16 protein-coding genes are annotated in these 18,319 nt (G+C 40.3%); 7 read left to right on the top strand and 9 right to left on the bottom strand.

Annotated elements, in window-relative coordinates:
• The first annotated feature begins 10 nt into the window (after positions 1–10).
• Complete coding sequence (gene pgi / locus H4075_RS14220) at positions 11–1,639, top strand: glucose-6-phosphate isomerase (RefSeq protein ID WP_182801495.1); 1,629 nt, start codon at positions 11–13, stop codon at positions 1,637–1,639.
• Between the two features lie 56 nt (positions 1,640–1,695).
• Here pgi and H4075_RS14225 read toward each other — a convergent pair whose 3' ends face one another.
• The 3 genes from H4075_RS14225 to H4075_RS14235 form a co-directional block, all read right to left on the bottom strand.
• Positions 1,696–2,490 (bottom strand): M57 family metalloprotease, encoded by a 795-nt coding sequence (locus H4075_RS14225; protein ID WP_182801496.1) that lies wholly within the window; start codon positions 2,488–2,490, stop codon positions 1,696–1,698.
• A gap of 165 nt (positions 2,491–2,655) precedes the next feature.
• Positions 2,656–3,450 carry a M57 family metalloprotease gene (locus H4075_RS14230; RefSeq protein ID WP_182801497.1) on the bottom strand — a complete coding sequence of 265 codons (795 nt, stop codon included), beginning with the start codon at positions 3,448–3,450 and terminating at the stop codon, positions 2,656–2,658.
• Between the two features lie 152 nt (positions 3,451–3,602).
• The gene (locus tag H4075_RS14235; protein WP_182801498.1) at positions 3,603–4,412 is read right to left on the bottom strand and encodes a M57 family metalloprotease; all 810 of its coding nucleotides are present in this window, start codon (positions 4,410–4,412) and stop codon (positions 3,603–3,605) included.
• 271 nt (positions 4,413–4,683) lie between these two features.
• Here H4075_RS14235 and H4075_RS14240 point away from each other — a divergent pair, with 271 nt between their 5' ends.
• Positions 4,684–7,266 carry a S8 family peptidase gene (locus H4075_RS14240; RefSeq protein ID WP_182801499.1) on the top strand — a complete coding sequence of 861 codons (2,583 nt, stop codon included), beginning with the start codon at positions 4,684–4,686 and terminating at the stop codon, positions 7,264–7,266.
• 51 nt (positions 7,267–7,317) lie between these two features.
• Here H4075_RS14240 and H4075_RS14245 read toward each other — a convergent pair whose 3' ends face one another.
• Entirely contained in the window at positions 7,318–8,217 is a 900-nt protein-coding gene (locus H4075_RS14245) for a nucleotidyltransferase family protein (protein ID WP_182801500.1), read from the bottom strand.
• Here H4075_RS14245 and H4075_RS14250 point away from each other — a divergent pair.
• From H4075_RS14250 to H4075_RS14260, 3 genes are all read left to right on the top strand, one after another.
• Positions 8,216–9,178: a 1-aminocyclopropane-1-carboxylate deaminase/D-cysteine desulfhydrase gene (locus H4075_RS14250; RefSeq protein ID WP_182801501.1), complete on the top strand. Its 963-nt coding sequence runs from the start codon at positions 8,216–8,218 to the stop codon at positions 9,176–9,178. The genes H4075_RS14245 and H4075_RS14250 overlap by 2 nt on opposite strands.
• Before the next feature lie 54 nt (positions 9,179–9,232).
• Entirely contained in the window at positions 9,233–9,934 is a 702-nt protein-coding gene (locus H4075_RS14255) for a hypothetical protein (RefSeq protein WP_182801502.1), read from the top strand.
• A gap of 83 nt (positions 9,935–10,017) precedes the next feature.
• On the top strand, positions 10,018–10,824 hold the full coding sequence (locus H4075_RS14260; RefSeq protein ID WP_182801503.1) for a hypothetical protein: 807 nt from the start codon (positions 10,018–10,020) through the stop codon (positions 10,822–10,824).
• Here H4075_RS14260 and lipB read toward each other — a convergent pair.
• Entirely contained in the window at positions 10,819–11,544 is a 726-nt protein-coding gene (gene lipB, locus H4075_RS14265; RefSeq protein ID WP_182801504.1) for a lipoyl(octanoyl) transferase LipB, read from the bottom strand. The genes H4075_RS14260 and lipB overlap by 6 nt on opposite strands.
• A gap of 57 nt (positions 11,545–11,601) precedes the next feature.
• Here lipB and H4075_RS14270 point away from each other — a divergent pair, with 57 nt between their 5' ends.
• Positions 11,602–12,678, top strand: a complete 1,077-nt coding sequence (locus tag H4075_RS14270) for an RluA family pseudouridine synthase (RefSeq protein ID WP_182801505.1) — start codon at positions 11,602–11,604, stop codon at positions 12,676–12,678.
• 190 nt (positions 12,679–12,868) lie between these two features.
• On the opposite strand, the gene def is transcribed toward H4075_RS14270, so the two are convergent.
• The 4 genes from def to H4075_RS14290 form a co-directional block, all read right to left on the bottom strand.
• Positions 12,869–13,447 carry a peptide deformylase gene (gene def, locus H4075_RS14275; protein WP_182801506.1) on the bottom strand — a complete coding sequence of 193 codons (579 nt, stop codon included), beginning with the start codon at positions 13,445–13,447 and terminating at the stop codon, positions 12,869–12,871.
• A 161-nt stretch (positions 13,448–13,608) separates the two neighbouring features.
• Positions 13,609–14,019, bottom strand: coding sequence for a Holliday junction resolvase RuvX (ruvX, locus tag H4075_RS14280; RefSeq protein WP_182801507.1), 411 nt, complete (start codon positions 14,017–14,019; stop codon positions 13,609–13,611).
• Positions 14,020–14,124: 105 nt separating this feature from the next.
• On the bottom strand, positions 14,125–15,060 hold the full coding sequence (locus tag H4075_RS14285; protein ID WP_182801508.1) for a UbiA-like polyprenyltransferase: 936 nt from the start codon (positions 15,058–15,060) through the stop codon (positions 14,125–14,127).
• 15 nt (positions 15,061–15,075) lie between these two features.
• Positions 15,076–15,612 (bottom strand): RNA methyltransferase, encoded by a 537-nt coding sequence (locus H4075_RS14290; RefSeq protein WP_182801509.1) that lies wholly within the window; start codon positions 15,610–15,612, stop codon positions 15,076–15,078.
• Between the two features lie 264 nt (positions 15,613–15,876).
• On the opposite strand from H4075_RS14290, the gene H4075_RS14295 reads away from it, so the two are divergent.
• Complete coding sequence (locus tag H4075_RS14295) at positions 15,877–17,595, top strand: DEAD/DEAH box helicase (protein ID WP_182801510.1); 1,719 nt, start codon at positions 15,877–15,879, stop codon at positions 17,593–17,595.
• Positions 17,596–18,319 lie beyond the last annotated feature (724 nt).

Consider the following 18,319-nt stretch of genomic DNA (forward strand, 5'->3'; position numbering starts at 1 on the left):
ACTACTCAACATGCTCTCATCGATTAACCCAACTACAACCAAGGCCTGGCAACAATTGACTGCACATGCTGCACAAATGAAAAAAGTGCACATGCGTGATCTGTTCAAAGCAGATGCCAATCGCTTTCAAAAATTCAGCACTTGTGAAAATGACATGGTGTTTGATTATTCAAAGAATATCATCACGGAAGAAACCATGCAGTTGCTGTTGCAACTGGCTGATGAGTGCAAGGTGAAAGAAGCAATTGATAAAATGTTTGCGGGCGATGTGATCAACCATACTGAAAAAAGAGCTGTACTTCATACTGCACTTCGTAATTTCTCCGGTAAAGAAGTTTTGGTTGATGGAAAGAATGTGATGCCGGATATTCAACGTGTATTGGAGCAGATGAAAAACTTCTGCGCCAATATTCATAGTGGTGAATGGAAAGGATATACCGGCAAGAAAATAAAATACATTGTCAATATTGGTATTGGCGGAAGTGATCTTGGCCCCGTGATGATCACCGAAGCATTAAAACCTTATTGGGTGGAAGGTATTGAAACATATTTTGTAAGTAATGTTGACGGAACACATATTGCTGAGACCTTTAAGAAGGTTACACCTGATGAAACACTCTTTCTCATTGCTTCCAAAACATTTACCACACAGGAAACCATGACCAATGCACACAGTGCAAGAAATTGGTTCCTGGAACATGCGAAAGACGAAGCACATGTGGCTAAACATTTTGCTGCATTATCAACCAATGAAAAAGATGTGGTGAAGTTTGGGATTGATAAGGCGAACATGTTTGAGTTCTGGGATTGGGTTGGCGGTCGTTACAGTTTGTGGAGTGCCATTGGTTTATCCATTGCATTAACGATCGGCTACAACAACTTTGAAGAATTATTGAAAGGTGCTTACCAGGCCGATGAACATTTCCGTACTGAAAAATTTGCAACGAATATTCCGGTGATCATGGCCTTGCTGGGCACATGGTATGTCAACTTCTTTGATGCAAAGAGTGAAGCAATACTTCCTTATGATCAATACCTGCATCGCTTTGCTGCTTATTTTCAGCAAGGCAACATGGAGAGTAATGGAAAGTATGTTGATCGGAGTGGTAATAAAGTTGATTACAGCACAGGCCCGATCATTTGGGGTGAACCTGGCACCAATGGTCAGCATTCATTCTATCAATTAATTCATCAGGGCACGCATTTAATCCCTGCTGATTTTATAGCACCGGCCATCAGTCATAATCCGCTGAGCGATCATCATCCAAAACTCATGAGTAATTTCTTTGCACAAACAGAAGCACTCATGAACGGTAAATCAAAAGAAGAAGTAATTGCTGAAGGCGTAAAAGAAGAACTGGTTCCTTATAAAGTGTTTGAAGGGAATCGACCCACTAACTCAATTCTATTGAAGAAGATCACACCATTCACATTAGGTGAATTAGTTGCGTTGTATGAACACAAGATCTTTGTACAGGGTGTCATCTGGAATGTGTACAGCTTCGATCAGTGGGGTGTTGAATTGGGTAAACAATTAGCCAATAAAATTCTGCCTGAATTGATAACTGATGATACGGTATCATCGCATGATGCGTCTACGAATTCACTCATCAACTTATACAAGAACTTCCGCAAATAAAGAAAAGCCCCCGATAAGATCGGGGGCTTTTCTTTATTCATTTACTTACACTACTATTAATATAAGTAACCTAATGCTATTACATCATTAGCGTTAAACGGACGGTTTACACCATTTCCAATACAAGCCAACATCCAGCTATTCGGATCAGCAGTTGTAGGCGTACCTGGAATATGTATAGCTCCAACAGTGCTTGCACCTTCGTTGTATCTTCTGCCACCACAGCTATACTGACGATTCATATAATCAGTATGGCGGAAGCCAATGCAATGCCCCATCTCGTGTGCAAGAATAGACACCACGGTATTCGTATTCCATGTGTCCATATAAGAACGGTTTACCAAGATTGAATTGTGAGGATTACCTGCTGAGGTTGGGAAACCTGCAGAAGCAAGATAACCTGCTCCTGCCGGTGCAGGAGAAATAACAATATCTCCACCTGATGAAACACGCTGGAATGTGAGCGTTAATCCTAATGCATTGTACCGTGCAATGGCTGCATCAGTGTTTGTTACATAAGCTGCAGGCAAGCTGCTGCTAACCTGTACTGTAATTGTACGTGGCAAGCCTGTAACAAGGTTGGTTGTTCGGTACTGCTCTTCACTGGCAACAACAAGATTGGGACTTGTTGATACTTTACCAAGATCGGCACGTGGGATGAAAATATCACCTTCTACAATAAAACCATCCGATTCAATCATTACACCATCAGTTGAAAAACCCATAGCGGCGATCTGGTTTAATTCTTCCTGTGAAACTTCAGTTTTGGTTGTCTTTACATCTTTTTGACAGGAAACAAAAAGTACGGACATCGAAATTGCGGCAACAAATGCCATTTTCATTTTCTTCATGCTTGATAATTGTTTAGGTTTAAAAATCGAAACTTCAATATAAAGAAAAATCCGACAAAGGATATCTGCTGTTTATTCTTTTTTTTAAATGAAAATGAATTAATGCAATGACATAAAAAAACACTCTCAAAATTGAGAGTGTTTAAATACACTACTAAGTCATTATTAGTATAAATATCCTAAAGCCTTTTTGTCATTAGTGTTAAACGGACGATTTGTTGATGCGCTTAAACATGCCAACATCCATGAATCAGGATCAGGACCTGTTGGTGTACCATCAATATGCACAGCACCAACTCCTGTTGTTGATTGTCCCTCATTACCGCCTGAACCGCAACTGTAAGCACGGTTCATATAATCTGTATGACGGAAGCCGATACAATGACCTAACTCATGTGCAACTACAGTTGTCATGAAACCATCGCTAAAACCAGTTGTATACTTTTTTGCATACTTTATTTCATTGTATGGATTACCCCCGCTTGGGAAACCTGCCGACGCAATGTACTGGCCTGTGTTAACAATACGTATGTTAATATTTCCACCACTTGCTACTCGGGAAAACGTCAGACCAAGGTTTTCAGCATTGTAACGTGCGATTGCATTGTTTACTGCAGTTGAAAAAGCAGCACTAACAGTTCCACTTACACTTATTGTAATTGCTCTGGGAGTACTAACCAGATTAAAGGTGTGGTACTGCTCTTCCTGAGCAATAATTAAACGGGGGGAAGTTGGCCTTGAAGCAGCAAGATCTTTTGGATCTAAGAAAATATCTCCTTCAACAACATAACCTCCATCAGCTGCAATTACGTTACTCGTAGAGAAACCCAAGGCTGCAATACTGTTTAACACATCCTGCGAAACTTCGGTTTGCACATCTTCTTTGGACGCCTTTGAACAGGCAACAATAAACAATGCTGAAAATGAAACAACAGCAATGATCGAAAATAGCTTTCTCATGTTTTAAATGTTTAGGTTTAGAATTGACTCTTAAATTAAACAAAATAATTGAAGTTTCAAGGGATACCTACTACCGTAAAACTACGTATAGCTATCTCTCCATAAAAAAGGCATCCTTTACAGGATGCCTTTAAGTATAAAATACACATCGATTAATAAACGTAATTCAATGCTGTTTGATCGGCACTTGTGAACGGACGGTTAAATGAAGATGATGTGCTTCCGCAAGCCAGCATCCATGAACCGGCACTTGGACCAGATGGTGTACCCGGAATATAAATGGCACCCACACCTGCTGAACCTTCGTTGTATGCAGAACCACCACAACTATATGAACGGTTCATATAATCTGTGTGACGAAACCCGATGCAATGACCCATTTCATGTGCAATGGTTGTAGCCAATGCATTTACAGCAACTCCCGAATTATACCAATAGGTATTCATCTGGATCTGACTGTATGGGTTACCCGAACTAGTTGGGAAACCTGCAGAGCCTAATGTATTGCTTACCTGGTAATAGGTAACAATATTAATGTTGGCAGAAGTTGAACCGGTTACACGCTGAAAACGGATGCGTAAACCCAATGCATTGTAACGACGGATAGCTTCATCGGTTGCAGATACAAAATTTGATTGCGTTGTGTTGAGTTTCACCGTAATTGTTCTTGGCAATCCTGTTACCAGGTAAGTGGTACGGTAATGTTCTTCATTCGCATAGATCAATTCGTTTGAAGTTGGCGTATGCCGGAGGTTTTCATCAGTAAGAAGAATATCTCCTTCCACTAAATAACCAGCATCAGTCTGCACAACTCCTTCAGTTGAGAATCCCTGTGCAGCAATTTGATTTAATACATCCTGCGACACTTCAGTGTTTACAGTTTCTTTGGCAGCTTTTTTACAGGCTACGATAAACAACGCTGAAAATGACACAGCGATGAAAACAAAAACAATTTTTCTCATGTTTAACTTGTGTTTAGGTTGAAAAATGATTGACACTTTAAATTATTTATTTTTATAACCTGTAAACAAGTGATCATTGCAGCAGTGTTGCAAACAAACGGCATCGTTCAACAAAAAGTAAAAACACTAAGAAAGTTTACACAAATAATAATTAAAGCTTAAGTTTTATTTTTTTTAAGGAGATTTATACACGATGAGATTTTATTCAATCAATTCATTCTTTTGTGAGACAATAAAATGGAGAACCATCCTGTGTTCTATATTTTTTTTATTGACCATTATTGCAGGCGCACAGGTAACCGACAAAAAAATTGTGGATAAGTTATCACCTTTGTTAAAGGAGCAAATGCGTTTTTCAAAACCAACCGGCAAAGGTTTGTATACAGTTGCAGTTGCAGATCTTAAACAGTTTGAAAAACTCATACAAAAAAACAAATCGATTCAACTCGTTTCCATGTACACACCTGCAAAAATTGTGGTGGTTGAATGTTACTGGAACGAGTTAGAAAAAATAGCAACTGAATCACTTCTTCTCGCTATCGATACAAAGAAAAAAGCAAAAGAAGAATTGTTGTTTGGTTTTGTTGATTATGCTGTGAACCGTATCTCCACCATTCAACATCGTTACCCCTTATATAATGGCAATTCAATTCATCTGTCGGTAAAAGAGCAAAAGTTTGATACAACAGATATTGATCTGAAAGGACGTATTCTTCCCTCAGCATTTGCTTCAACAACCGGAAGCAATCATGCAAGCATCATGGCCACCATGATGGCAGGAGGCGGTAACACCTGGTATAATACAAAAGGTGCGGCATGGGGAACGAATCTCAGTTCAGCAAGTTTTCAAAATCTGTTGCCTGAGCCTGATACTTATTACAATGGTTCATCGGTGTTGTTACAGAATCATTCTTACGGAACAGTTGTTGAAAGTTATTATGGCGCTGAAGCTGCAGGTTATGATGCATCTGTTATTAATAACCCATCTTTATTGCACGTATTTTCTGCAGGTAATTCGGGTTCACAAGCTGCACCAACGGGAACGTATATCAATTTATCGGGTTACTCTAACCTCACTGGAAATTTTAAACATGCCAAAAACATTATCACCGTTGGGCATATTGATTCATTTGGCACGGTGTTAATCCCCAGTTCAAAAGGTCCTGCATTTGATGGCAGGGTAAAACCAGAACTGGTTGCGTTTGGCGAAGATGGAAGTTCAGGTGCTGCTGCGTTGGTATCAGGTATTGGCGGGGTACTTCATCATATTTATAAACAACAGCATAACAATACAGCTGCTCCTGCTTCATTGATCAAAGCAGTATTGTTAAACAGTGCTGATGATGTGGAGACAACCGGCATTGATTTTAAATCGGGCTATGGAAGTGTAAATGGACTACATGCAGTTGAAACCATCTCAAACGGACAATTTTTGCTTGGGTCTGTTACCGCAAACACTCAACAACAATTTACAGTTAGCATTCCTGCTAACATCAAACAACTGAAATTAACATTGGTATGGAACGATCCTCAGGCAGCACCAAACACAACGAAAGCATTGATCAATGATCTTGATCTTGAGTTAACACACATAACGAGTAATACAAGCTGGTTGCCCTGGGTGCTCAACAGTTCACCAACTGTTGTTGCCTTACAACAATTACCAACCCGAAAGCGTGACAGTTTAAATGTGGTTGAACAGATCACAGTTGATAATCCTGCAGTTGGCGATTATACAATTACTGTAAAGGGATTTTCTATTCCGGCAGGCTCACAAAATTTTGCAATCGCTTACCAACTCGATACCATTGATACGTTCAGCTGGCACTTCCCTACTGCTTCTGATCATTTATTTCCCAACCAGACAAACGTGATACGTTTTCAATCAGGTTTTGCAAATACAACAGGAACTCTTGAATTAAGCACTGATAACGGAACGAGCTGGCAAACGATATCTCCACAAGTTGATGTGACGAAAGGATACTACAAACTTCTAACTCCCAATATTACTGCCAGGGCATTGCTGAGGTTATCTATAGCAAATACAACATTCACATCAGATACATTTACGATTTCGCAACGTCCCTTTACCTCTGTTGGTTTTAACTGCGTTGATTCATTTTTAATTGCATGGCCACCCGTTACGGGAGCAACAGGTTACCGCATTTCGAAATTGGGAGCAAAGTACATGGAGCCATCATTGATTACTGCTGACACATTTGTTGTGCTTTCAAAGCAATCAAATCCATCATTACATTATTCTGTTACACCGTTATTATCAGGCAAAGAAGCTTTAAGAAGTTATACATTCAACTATGAGCAGCAAGGCTCAGCTTGTTATACCAGGAGCTTTATTGCAGATCTTACAGCCGATAACAAAGGAGCACTGTCGCTTTTATTAAGTACCACGTACAATATAAGATCAATCAGTTTTGAAAAATACTTAGCAAATGGTTTTTCACTGTTAGACAAGCAACCTTCAGCAAATAAAACACTCTACCAGTTTACAGATCAAACATTAATTGCAGGTACTAATTTATACCGGGCAATTATTGAGCTTAGTGATGGAAGAAAGTTCATTTCCGATACAGCCAGTCTTTTCTTTACATCAAATAAAGTTGCTGTTGTTTATCCTAACCCTGCCTTAGCAAACGGCTTTGTTACGGTCCTTACTGAACAGGATGATGATGTGATCTTTCAGCTTATTGATAATTACGGTCGGGTTGTGTTGCAAAAACAGCTCAAAGACTATCCTGAACAGGTATCGCTTTTGGGATTACAGAAGGGAATTCATTATTACCGCATTTTAAAGAAAAACAAGAAAGTACAAACAGGCATATTGATCATCCAATAAAAAAGCTGCTTACAATGTAAGCAGCCCCCTATTCTTAAATTACTTTTTTAATTAACTCCATAACGAAGAAGGATATTCGCCGGCAGCAACAAGATCATCTACACTTTTCTGCACTCCCGGTGCATCTTCTTTGTATGTAACACCAAACCATTGGGAAGATGTTGGAATCACTTTCACCACACCAAGCTCCTGTTTAATATATGTATCTGCAACAATCGGAATAAAGAATTCTGATTTCTCTTCCTGACCATGTTCTTTCAGAAATGTTGCGAACAGATCTTCAGTCAATTTGAAAATCGATGCATCAAAACACCAGAAATTCATACTCACACTGGAGTTGTAAGGTACTTCATGTTTACCGGCAGCATCTTCATAAACAATTTTTTCGCCTTCAGCATAGATCTTGGTACGTTCTGAAATGCTTACAAGATTATTCTCTCCATCAACATCGCACACTCCACGACTCACTGTACCGTTTGCACTTAACGTTCTTGCCAGTTCGTATCCAATGATTGATTGCTGTTTTGGACTGCAGGCAGTAGTTAAAAATGTATATGCTTTTTCAAAGGCATCACGGCCATAGAAATCATCAGCATTGATGACTGCAAACGGTTCGTTGATGGCATCTTTTGCACAAAGAATTGCATGGGCCGTTCCCCAAGGCTTTGTTCTTGATGCGGGAACTGGATATCCGTTGGTTAATGAATCGAGCTGTTGATATACATAATCAATTTCAATGCGGCCCTTCAGCTTTGGTTCGAACACCGCTTTGAAATTATCAGCAAAATCTTTTCGAATGATAAATACCACTTTTCCAAAACCTGCACGTATAGCATCATAAATGGAATAGTCCATAATTGTTTCGCCTGCGGGGCCAAAGCCCTCCATCTGTTTCATACTGCCATAGCGACTGGCCATACCTGCCGCAAGAATCAATAATGTAGGTTGCATGTATTCGTTTATTTTTGAGCGGTGCGAAGATAGGAAACAATTGTTCCGTTACATCATGCAAACGATACCACGAATAATTTCAAATAATACAGTAGAATGGCCACTCAAAAATGGGAATTCTTTTTGCTTTACTGTTGCAAGGCTTGATCTGTTACACCCTTTCATTTCAGGCAACAAATATTTCAAACTGAAGTATAACCTGGCGGAAGCAACTAAACAGAATAAGGAGGGCATTATTACGATGGGCGGCGCCTACTCCAACCACCTGGCTGCAACAGCATTTGCATGCAATGAACTAGACATGATTTCGGTGGGTCTTGTGCGGGGCGAACTAATAGAGCCGCTGAATCCTACACTTTCGTTTTGCAGAAAACATAACATGAAATTAATTTCTGTAAGCCGTGATGATTATGCCTCAACCAATGAGGCGATTCAGAAAATCATCATGCAACATCCACATTTATTCTTTGTTCCTGAAGGAGGAAATAATGAAATGGGAATGAAAGGTTGTAAGGAAATATTGCAACACATACACGCAGCAGATGAATTCACACATATCGTTTGTTCTATGGGAACAGGCACAACATATAAAGGAATTGCATCTGCTGCCAACAGATCACAAACGGTGATCGGTATACCGGCACTGAAAATAAAAGCCGGTGAACAGGAACAATTTATGCAGCAACATGCTGCTGTTTCGTCTGCTGCAAAACAAATGATCATGTTTGATTTCGCAGGTAAAGGTTATGCCCGAACTGATGAATCATTATTCAATTTTATGAATTCATTTTATAAAAAAACATCCATCCCTACCGATATTGTGTACACAGGTAAATTGATGCAGGCTGTTATTTCTTTAGCAGAAGAAAGTTATTTTTCAGATGACGGTAAACTATTGGTCATTCACTCAGGCGGTTTACAGGGAAACAACAGTTTGCCATCCGGAACGTTATTATTCTGAACGGCACTATATTTGTGCAATCAGAGAACAATCAACAGAACGCACATCAATTCCATGAACAAACTGATCTTACCCATTCTGCTTCTTTTTATTGCCTCATCTGCAATGGCACAACAGGACACGCTTCCTAAATTCAATGCAGTAAAAAAAATGAATGGTGAAATTGTGCTTAGCTGGATCAGTACATTTAAAAATGTATCACAGATCAATATTCAACGTTCAAAAGACAGTTTACGAAACTTCAGCACCATTCACTCTGTGCCTAACACCGGCAGCAAATCGTACACCTATGTTGATAAAACAGCCAAAAACGATAGTGGGTATTACCGCATCTTTATTTTATTCGAAGGTTCAAACTATGTATTTACACCTTCGAGAAAATTAACGATCGATACTTCTTCAACAACAGTAGTAGTAAAAGCGCCAACTAACAAACCTGTTCAACCGCAAAAAGAAGTTGAAAAAGAAGATAAGCCATACGTTGCACCCAAACCAGTTTGGGTTCCCTCGGTATATATTTTTACAGGTGACGATGGCAACCCTGTCATTCGTTTACCCGATGCATTATCTAAAAAATACAGCGTAAGGTTTCTGAAGGAAAACGGCTCACAGTTGTTTGTTATTCCCAAAATAACCGACACCTATCTTACCCTCGATAAAGTCAATTTTATGAAATCGGGCTGGTATCACTTCGAATTGCTTGAAGATGGCAAGCTGAAAGAGAAGAATAAGTTCCTGATTACAAGGGATTATTAAATTTTTTAATAGGTTATTTGAAGAATGGCCTTGTTTTTGTATTTTGCTCCACCGTGCAGATTGCTTCCCCTGCATACCCATTTATGAAACAATTGTACTTACCCTTACTCCTTGCTATATTGCTTTTCGCTCCTGAATTTTTATCGGCCCAACGTGTTGGAAGAAGAGGCGTTAATCCCGTTAATACAACCGCATCAAAAAAAGGCCCTGTTTACAACTTTACCTTAGCTCAATTACAAGGCAGATGGCAGGAAACAAAACGTACAGATGCTGATAAATCAGCGCTCCCAATTGGTGATACTATTTATTTGCATTTTACCGAAGCTGACAAAGTGGAAACAAGAGACGGAACAAAAACCATCATGCGTGGTGTTGCGTTTATTGATGAACCCGGAAATATATTAGTTGCGGCTGCAGATGTTTATACAATTGGTGCAATCTCAGAAACAGAATTATTATTGTTAGATGATGACGGCACTGTACATACATTAACAAAGAAAGATATCTTCTGGCGTGAAACGCTTGGCAAAAATGCCGTCACAGACCCCGTGCTTGATACGCCGCTGGATCCAAATCTTGCAGATCTTGCCGGTATTAACTGGACGGTGTACCGTCGCAGAGCAAAGCCGGGAGCTGTTAGTAACGAATCAGTTTTGATCCGCTATATCAAATCAATTAAAGATAATGGAGATAAAACCGCAACAGCTGAACTTACGTTTTATTCAAAAGATAAAACAGAAGTAATGCCTTGTACGATTACCGTGGTGAATAATCAGATCGAAGTAAAATCGGGTGGGCATTCATGGCTGATGTATGTTTACAAAGTGGAAAAAGACGAATGGATATTTGGCGATCATAAAACATTGCTCTACTTCGCCAAGCCGTTATAATTTTACATCAAATACTTTTTCGAAATTTCTTTTTACTCTTTCTTTCGCTTCTTCGAAATCAACTTTACGTCCTAACTCGTTTTCCAAAGAAGTCACCTGTTTGTTTTCTATACCGCAGGGTATGATGTAGTTGAAGTAATTAAGATCGGTATTTACATTAAATGCAAAGCCATGCATGGTGATCCAGCGGCTGCAACGCACACCCATGGCACAGATCTTTCGTTCCTTCCCTTTTATATCAGGATCGAGCCACACGCCTGTTTCTCCTTTGCTGCGTTCACCTTTCAAACCGTAATCAGCCATGGTTAAAATAATTACCTCTTCAAGTTTGCGTAAGTATTTACCAATATCAGTTTCAAATTTTTCCAGATCAAGGATAGGATAACCAACGATCTGTTGCGGTCCATGAAAAGTTATATCGCCGCCACGGTTGGTTGGATAATATTCAATTCCTTTAGCTGCACGTTCATCTTCACTGATCAGAATATTTTCGATGTGGCCACTTTTACCTAAGGTGTAAACGGGAGGGTGTTCAACAAAGAGAAGATGGTGTGTTGTAGTTGGAATTGGGAATTGGGAATCTGGAATTTCTTCGCTACCGGCTAAAACACGTAAATCACTCTTCACTTTTAAGTTCTGTTGCAACAAACTCTCCTGGTAATCCCAGGCCTGCTTGTAAGGCATGTTCCCCAAATCTTCAAACTGCACCAATTGTGTCATAGCCTGCAAATTTACTTGATTTGAACAGATGAAACACAGAGCTTACTTTTGCGGATTATGATCGACGAAGAATTATTAGAAGAAGACAGTGAATTAGAGAACGGAGATGGCTCGGAAGAGTTGTTTGAAAAGAAGCGTTTTGTGGTAACGCAGGGACAGGAACCGTTGCGTATTGATAAATACCTGATGACCAAGATCCAGGGTGCAACCCGTAACAAAGTGCAACGGGGAATTGAAAATGGTATGGTGCTGGTAAACAACAACACGGTTAAAGCAAACTACAAAGTAAAACCGGGTGATGATATTGTAACGTTTACAGATACAGCACCGGAAGATACCAATCTCAAAGCAGAGGAACTACCACTCAACATTGTATATGAAGACGATTCTGTAATGCTGGTAAACAAAGTGCCCGGTATGGTGATGCATCCCGGCTGCGGTAATTATTCCGGCACATTGGTGAACGGGGCATTGTGGCATTTTCAACAACAGCAACCGAATTTAACAGAAGATGAATTGCCACGCTTTGGCATGGTACATCGTATTGATAAGAATACAAGCGGCCTGGTGATCATGGCAAAAACTGAACAGGCCAGCGTACATTTAGCAAAACAGTTTTTTAATCATACAGTAGAACGGAAGTACGTTGCATTGGTGTGGGGTGATATAAAAGAAGATAGCGGAACAATCACAGGCCATGTAGGTCGTCATCAACGTTTCCGTAAGATCATGGATGTATATCCGGATGGTGAATATGGTAAAGAAGCCATCACTCATTATACTGTACTTGAGCGTTTCGGTTACACCACACTGGTAGAATGTCGATTGGAAACAGGACGTACGCACCAGATACGTGTGCATATGCAGCACATTGGTCATCCTTTATTCAATGATGATACCTATGGCGGAGATCGAATTGTAAAAGGAACTGTTTATACCAAGTACAAACAATTTGTAGATAATTGTTTTACCATTTGTCCACGTCATGCATTGCATGCACAAACATTAGGCTTCACACATCCAAAAACACAAGAACGGATGTTGTTTGAAAGTGAACTGGCAAAAGATATACAGCAGGTAATTGAGAAATGGAGGGTGTATACAAAAGCAAAGAATTTAACGGGAGATGAATAGCCTCATCCCTCTTATCCCTTCTCCTTCAGAGAAGGGACGGTGCTCCATCCAATGCTATAAATTTAGTTCTACCACATCATCACTAATTCTTTAATCGGCATTCATGATGCCGTTGAACAAATCAGGTATTTTGAATAGTGTGGGCTGCGCAATGCAGTTCCCCCTTCAGGGGGCGGAGGGGGTTTAGGTTTTATTTCGGAAACACCATTTTATAATCCACACTCACCTTTCCTCTTGAAATATCATCAAGCTTTCCTTTGATCATTTTTCGTTTCAATGGTTTCAGGTAATCGATAAAGAGTTTTCCTTCAATATGATCATATTCGTGAAGTATCACACGGGCAGTGATACCATCAAACGTATTTACGTGTTCCTTAAAATTTTCATCCATGTAACGGATGGTTACTTCTTCAGCACGATACACATCTTCACGGATCTTGGGAATGCTTAAACAACCTTCGTTATACAACCAATCATCACCCAACAACTCTTCTACCTGTGCATTAATGAAAACCTGTTTGATACCAGGCTTATCAGGATACAGCAACGTTTCTTCTTCATCCATGTTGGCAAACATCTGCGCACTATCCACCACAAACAACCGGATATCACGGTTGATCTGCGGCGCAGCGAGCCCCACACCATTTGACGAATACATGGTTTCCCACATATCTGCAATCAACTTTTCCAACCCGGGGTAGTCGGGAGTAATGTCTTTTGCTGTTTTACGAAGCACATCAAAGCCGTAGGCGACAATAGGAAGAATCATGCGATTTATGATTTATGATGGCGGATTTATGATTTATAACCCGACCTCAATAAAAAAATTAGTTGCAAATATAAGCAAAGCCGATCAAGCGTTCGTAAATCACAAAGTAAGAACCTGTAACTATCAGAGACTCATACATCATAAATCAGACATCTGCCATCCTAAATCCTCTCCAGGTATTCCTGCAGCATAATGGTGGCAGCTATCTCATCCACAAGTTTTTTATCCCTACGCTGACTTTTTTTGAGTCCCATTTCGAGCATGGCATTCTTGGCCATTTTAGAAGTATAGCGTTCATCCACCGTTTCAACAGGAATCTTGGGGAAATTTTTCTTCAGTTGCTCAATGGCACGTTTCACTAACGGCGTGGCATGGGTGTCGCTGTCATCCCAATTGGTGGGCATACCAATAAGAATCAGTTCCACTTGTTCTTTGCTGAAATAATCTTTCAGAAAAGGAATGAAGTTTTTTGTTTCGATGGTTGTTAAACCGGTGGCAATGATCTGGAATGGATCAGTTACCGCAATGCCAGTTCGTTTGCCGCCGTAATCGATGCACATTATTCTTGCCATATTTGGAAGTTGTCATGTCGACGAAAGAGACATCTCTAAAATATTAAACAGCCTGAATTTTATGAGACCTCTCCTTCGTAGACGTGACGTTCTATGTTTAATGCGTTAAATAAATATATCCGTTATCACAAACACCGCAAACACCACGCTTGCAATTCCATTCGCCGTCATAAATGCAATGTTCACTCTACGCAGATCATCTGGTTTTACGATAGAGTGTTGATAAATCAGCATACCGATGAATACTGCAACACCGATCCAATAGAATAATCCAAAATTTCCATATACACCTGCTGCAATTACACAAGCTGCTGAAAGTACATGCAGGAGTTCAGACGCACGCAATGCTTTTGCTTTACCCAACCATGCAGGGATCGATTTCAATTCATATTTCTTATCAAACTCTTCATCCTGCAAAGCATAAATGATATCGAAACCACTCACCCAAAATAAAACTGTAAATGAAAACAATACTGGCAGTACAGCAAACGCACCTGTTACAGCAAGATATGCACCAATGGGCGCAAGCGATAAACCAAGTCCTAATACCAGATGACAAAGCGGAGTAAAACGTTTGGTATAACTATAGCCAAGCACTACAAATAACGCAACCGGTGACAATGCAAAACAAAGTGTATTGATGAAGAAGGTGGCAACCACAAACAACACACTGTTGACGATGGTGAATAGCAAAGCACTATTGGCCGAAATAATTCCCGCAGGTATCTCACGAATGGCAGTACGTGGATTCTTTGCATCAAAGCTTCTGTCTAAATAACGGTTGAAGGCCATGGCTGCACTGCGGGCGAAGATCATGCAGAGAAGAACAAGCAAAAATTTCATCCCGATTGTTTCATTCCAGGCGGATGGCACAAATATGTCTTTATCAGTACCAAACCCGATTGTCTTATTTAAATTCCAAATCTCTGTTCTGAAAATTGTATTCTGCGAACCCAAAAAAAATCCAATCAACGCAAACGGTAATGCAAAAATGGTATGCGAAAATTTTATAAGCGATAGATAACTCTTTACAGTACTCATGTTGTTCAATCCTGATTATTGGTTCAATATACCTTTTCTCGCCATTTCCCACAGCACCACGCCTGCTGCTACCGAAATATTCAGCGAATGCTTCATCCCGAACTGCGGTATTTCAATGCAACCTTCACATTCGTGCAAGGTTTCCTGTTCCACTCCTTCGGCTTCGTTACCAAAAATGAGGGAAATTTTCTCATCCGGGGCTTTTTCAAAATCCTGGAGTAAAATGCTTCCCTCGGTCTGTTCAATTCCGAACAATTTATAGCCGTTTGCTTTCAGCTCCGCAATTGCCTCAGCTGTTTTGGCAAAATACTTCCAGTTCACTGTTTCAGTTGCACCCAAGGCTGTTTTATGAATATCCCTGTGAGGAGGCTGCGGGGTGTAGCCAATCAGGTAAATGGCTTCCACCAAAAAAGCATCAGCTGTGCGGAACACACTGCCAACATTCTGCATGCTGCGGATATTTTCCAGCACAACAATCACCTTGTTCTTCTCCGCTTCCTTAAATTCATCAACCGATTTGCGGTTGAGCTCATCCATGCCCAGTTTTCGCATGGCGCAAAGGTAATGGTGAACGGTCAATGGTGAATTGGCAATGGGCAAAACACAATCAGCAATAGGCCATGGACAAAAAATCTGAAATCGCACATCTAAAATCCGAAATTAACCTGTTTTGTGTGCTTCCGTCTGACGAGGGCGTCAGACGGGGCGTGCCTTGTGCCTTGAACCTTGTGCCCTCTGCCTCTTACTTCCTACTTCCTACCCTTCCTTCCCCCATAAAACCTTACCTTTGCCGCTTATTATAACAGAAAATACAGAATGAACACATTTGAAGCGCTTGGACTGGATGAAAGATTGATGAAAGCGATTAGTGAACTCGGTTTTACAACTCCCACTCCTATTCAGGAAAAAGCAATCCCCGTTCTGCTCAGCGGAACCACGGATTTGATCGGCCTTGCCCAAACGGGTACCGGCAAAACAGCAGCCTTTGGTTTACCATTGCTGCAATTATTAGACGAAAGCAAAAAACACCCACAGGCATTGATCGTTTGTCCTACACGTGAACTTTGCCTGCAAATCGTTAAAGAGATAGAAATTTTCAAGAAACACATGAAGGGAATGCAGGTGGTAGCTGTTTACGGCGGCACCTCTATCGGCATGCAGATCCGTGATATCAAGCGTGGTATCCAGATCGTTGTTGCCACTCCCGGTCGTTTGATTGATCTGATCGAACGCAAGGCCATCAACCTTGGTGAAATTAAGTATGTGGTGCTTGATGAAGCAGATGAAATGCTGAACATGGGTTTCCAGGATGATATTGAATTCATTCTGCAGAACACGCCTAAGAAAGAAAGTACCTGGTTATTCAGTGCTACCATGCCACCTGAAATTCGTAAGGTGAGCCGTAAGTATATGAAAGAACCGGTAGAAGTTACTGTTGGTAAAATGAATACAGCCAATGTAAATATCGATCACCAGTATTTTGTGGTGTCATCACAACACCGCTACGAAGCATTGAAACGTTTGATCGATTTCAACCCCGGCATTTACGGGATCATTTTTACACGTACCAAAATTGATGCACAAAACATTTCCGAGAAACTCACACGTGAAGGATATGATATTGATGCATTGCATGGCGATCTTACACAGCAGCAACGTGATGCGGTAATGGGTCAGTTCCGTGACAGAACATTGCAACTGCTTATTGCAACAGATGTAGCTGCACGTGGTATCGATGTAAAAGATATTACGCATGTCATTAACTACGAATTACCCGACGATATTGAAGTGTACACCCACCGCAGTGGTCGTACAGGTCGTGCCGGTAAAACGGGTATCTGTATGAGCATTGTACACAGTCGTGAAATTGGCAAGGTTCGCCAGATCGAACGTATTGTGCAATCGAAGTTTAATAAACTTGAAATACCAACCGGTAAAGATGTTTGCCGTAAACAGTTCTTCTCGTTTATGGATAAGCTCATCAACATGGATGTAAGCAGTGAAGAATACGAAACTTATGTACCGATGCTGCAGGAAAAATTTGCTGACATCAGTAAGGAAGAAATTCTGAAGCGTGTTGCATCAATGGAGTTCGATCGTTTCCTCAAGTATTACGAAAACGCAGAAGACCTCAACATTCGTGAGCGTGGCCGTGAGTTTGATAAATTCAAGCGTGATGGTGGTGGTCGTGGTATCGAAAGAGAAAGACCGGGATCAGGACGTACACGTGAACGTGAGCGCCAACCTTACCGTGATACACAAGGTCGTGATTTCAATGGTGGTGGCGGTTCAGGCAATTACACCCGCTTGTTTGTAAACCTCGGAACAAAAGATGGTTTTTACAAAGCAAGTTTCCTGCAATTCATTTTAGATATGAGCGATCTTAAAAAAGATTCACTCGGCAAAATTGATATGCGTGAAATGAACAGCTGGGTTGAAGTTGACAGTAAAGCAGCAACGCAGATGATCCGTTCTATTGATGGAAAAAAGTTCAAGGGACGAAACATCCGCATGAATGATGCGAACAGCAGATAAACTGTTTTTAATTATATAAGGAAAGGAGTTGCGATTGCAGCTCCTTTTTTGTTGCATCAGATTTAATACTGCCTGTAAAAAGTATTATTTTATCGAATCATCTTCTCGCTTACAATTGTGAACAAACTGGTGATAAAATAACTAATGTGCAGAGACGTAATTATCAGATAAATCAAGTGAACAGAGTTTCTTTTTTATACATGTGTTAATCTTATTTAATCAGTGGTTTACTTACAGCGCTTTTCGCAGCATAACTGCATCTATCAAAATGATACCTACAAAAGCTCTTGTTTTGCATGTAGTATAAAAAGTGATTTTTCTGTCCTTAAAAGTCATTCGCTCGCTTTCAGCATCAAAACAAAATATCTTTACTAACATATAAATATGATAAGCGATTGCAAAGGTGAGTGGCATAGTTATTGTTTAATACCTGGAGATTAACGACAGCGTAAACAGGATAAAATTTTGAGACAGAGCGGAATTGATTTGTTAAACAGAGAACCCTGAGAACAATATCCAGATCATAGAAGAACCATACTCCAACAGAAAGTACCAGCTACAATTTCCCACAAGATTTATCAAAACAGGATGCGCATGTAAATGCATTGCATTTGCAAATGGCAAAGCTGAATGACCTGTCAGGCATTGAAATACATCTATACCTGAATGCAATACCTATGGCCATCACCGGCAAAATATTTTTAATACTAATAAAAACCAACAG

It is taken from the genome of Lacibacter sediminis, from assembly GCF_014168535.1.
In the GTDB taxonomy this organism is placed as follows: Bacteria; Bacteroidota; Bacteroidia; order Chitinophagales; family Chitinophagaceae; genus Lacibacter; species Lacibacter sediminis.

What these genes read in the sequence shown, in the direction of transcription:
- pgi (WP_182801495.1), top strand. Translation starts at nt 11, where the DNA reads ATGCTCTCATCGATTAACCCAACTACAACCAAGGCCTGGCAACAATTG.
- H4075_RS14225 (WP_182801496.1), bottom strand. Translation starts at nt 2,490, where the DNA reads ATGAAGAAAATGAAAATGGCATTTGTTGCCGCAATTTCGATGTCCGTA.
- H4075_RS14230 (WP_182801497.1), bottom strand. Translation starts at nt 3,450, where the DNA reads ATGAGAAAGCTATTTTCGATCATTGCTGTTGTTTCATTTTCAGCATTG.
- H4075_RS14235 (WP_182801498.1), bottom strand. Translation starts at nt 4,412, where the DNA reads ATGAGAAAAATTGTTTTTGTTTTCATCGCTGTGTCATTTTCAGCGTTG.
- H4075_RS14250 (WP_182801501.1), top strand. Translation starts at nt 8,216, where the DNA reads ATGTATTCGTTTATTTTTGAGCGGTGCGAAGATAGGAAACAATTGTTC.
- H4075_RS14245 (WP_182801500.1), bottom strand. Translation starts at nt 8,217, where the DNA reads ATGCAACCTACATTATTGATTCTTGCGGCAGGTATGGCCAGTCGCTAT.
- H4075_RS14255 (WP_182801502.1), top strand. Translation starts at nt 9,233, where the DNA reads ATGAACAAACTGATCTTACCCATTCTGCTTCTTTTTATTGCCTCATCT.
- H4075_RS14260 (WP_182801503.1), top strand. Translation starts at nt 10,018, where the DNA reads ATGAAACAATTGTACTTACCCTTACTCCTTGCTATATTGCTTTTCGCT.
- lipB (WP_182801504.1), bottom strand. Translation starts at nt 11,544, where the DNA reads ATGACACAATTGGTGCAGTTTGAAGATTTGGGGAACATGCCTTACAAG.
- H4075_RS14270 (WP_182801505.1), top strand. Translation starts at nt 11,602, where the DNA reads ATGATCGACGAAGAATTATTAGAAGAAGACAGTGAATTAGAGAACGGA.
- def (WP_182801506.1), bottom strand. Translation starts at nt 13,447, where the DNA reads ATGATTCTTCCTATTGTCGCCTACGGCTTTGATGTGCTTCGTAAAACA.
- ruvX (WP_182801507.1), bottom strand. Translation starts at nt 14,019, where the DNA reads ATGGCAAGAATAATGTGCATCGATTACGGCGGCAAACGAACTGGCATT.
- H4075_RS14285 (WP_182801508.1), bottom strand. Translation starts at nt 15,060, where the DNA reads ATGAGTACTGTAAAGAGTTATCTATCGCTTATAAAATTTTCGCATACC.
- H4075_RS14290 (WP_182801509.1), bottom strand. Translation starts at nt 15,612, where the DNA reads ATGCGAAAACTGGGCATGGATGAGCTCAACCGCAAATCGGTTGATGAA.
- H4075_RS14295 (WP_182801510.1), top strand. Translation starts at nt 15,877, where the DNA reads ATGAACACATTTGAAGCGCTTGGACTGGATGAAAGATTGATGAAAGCG.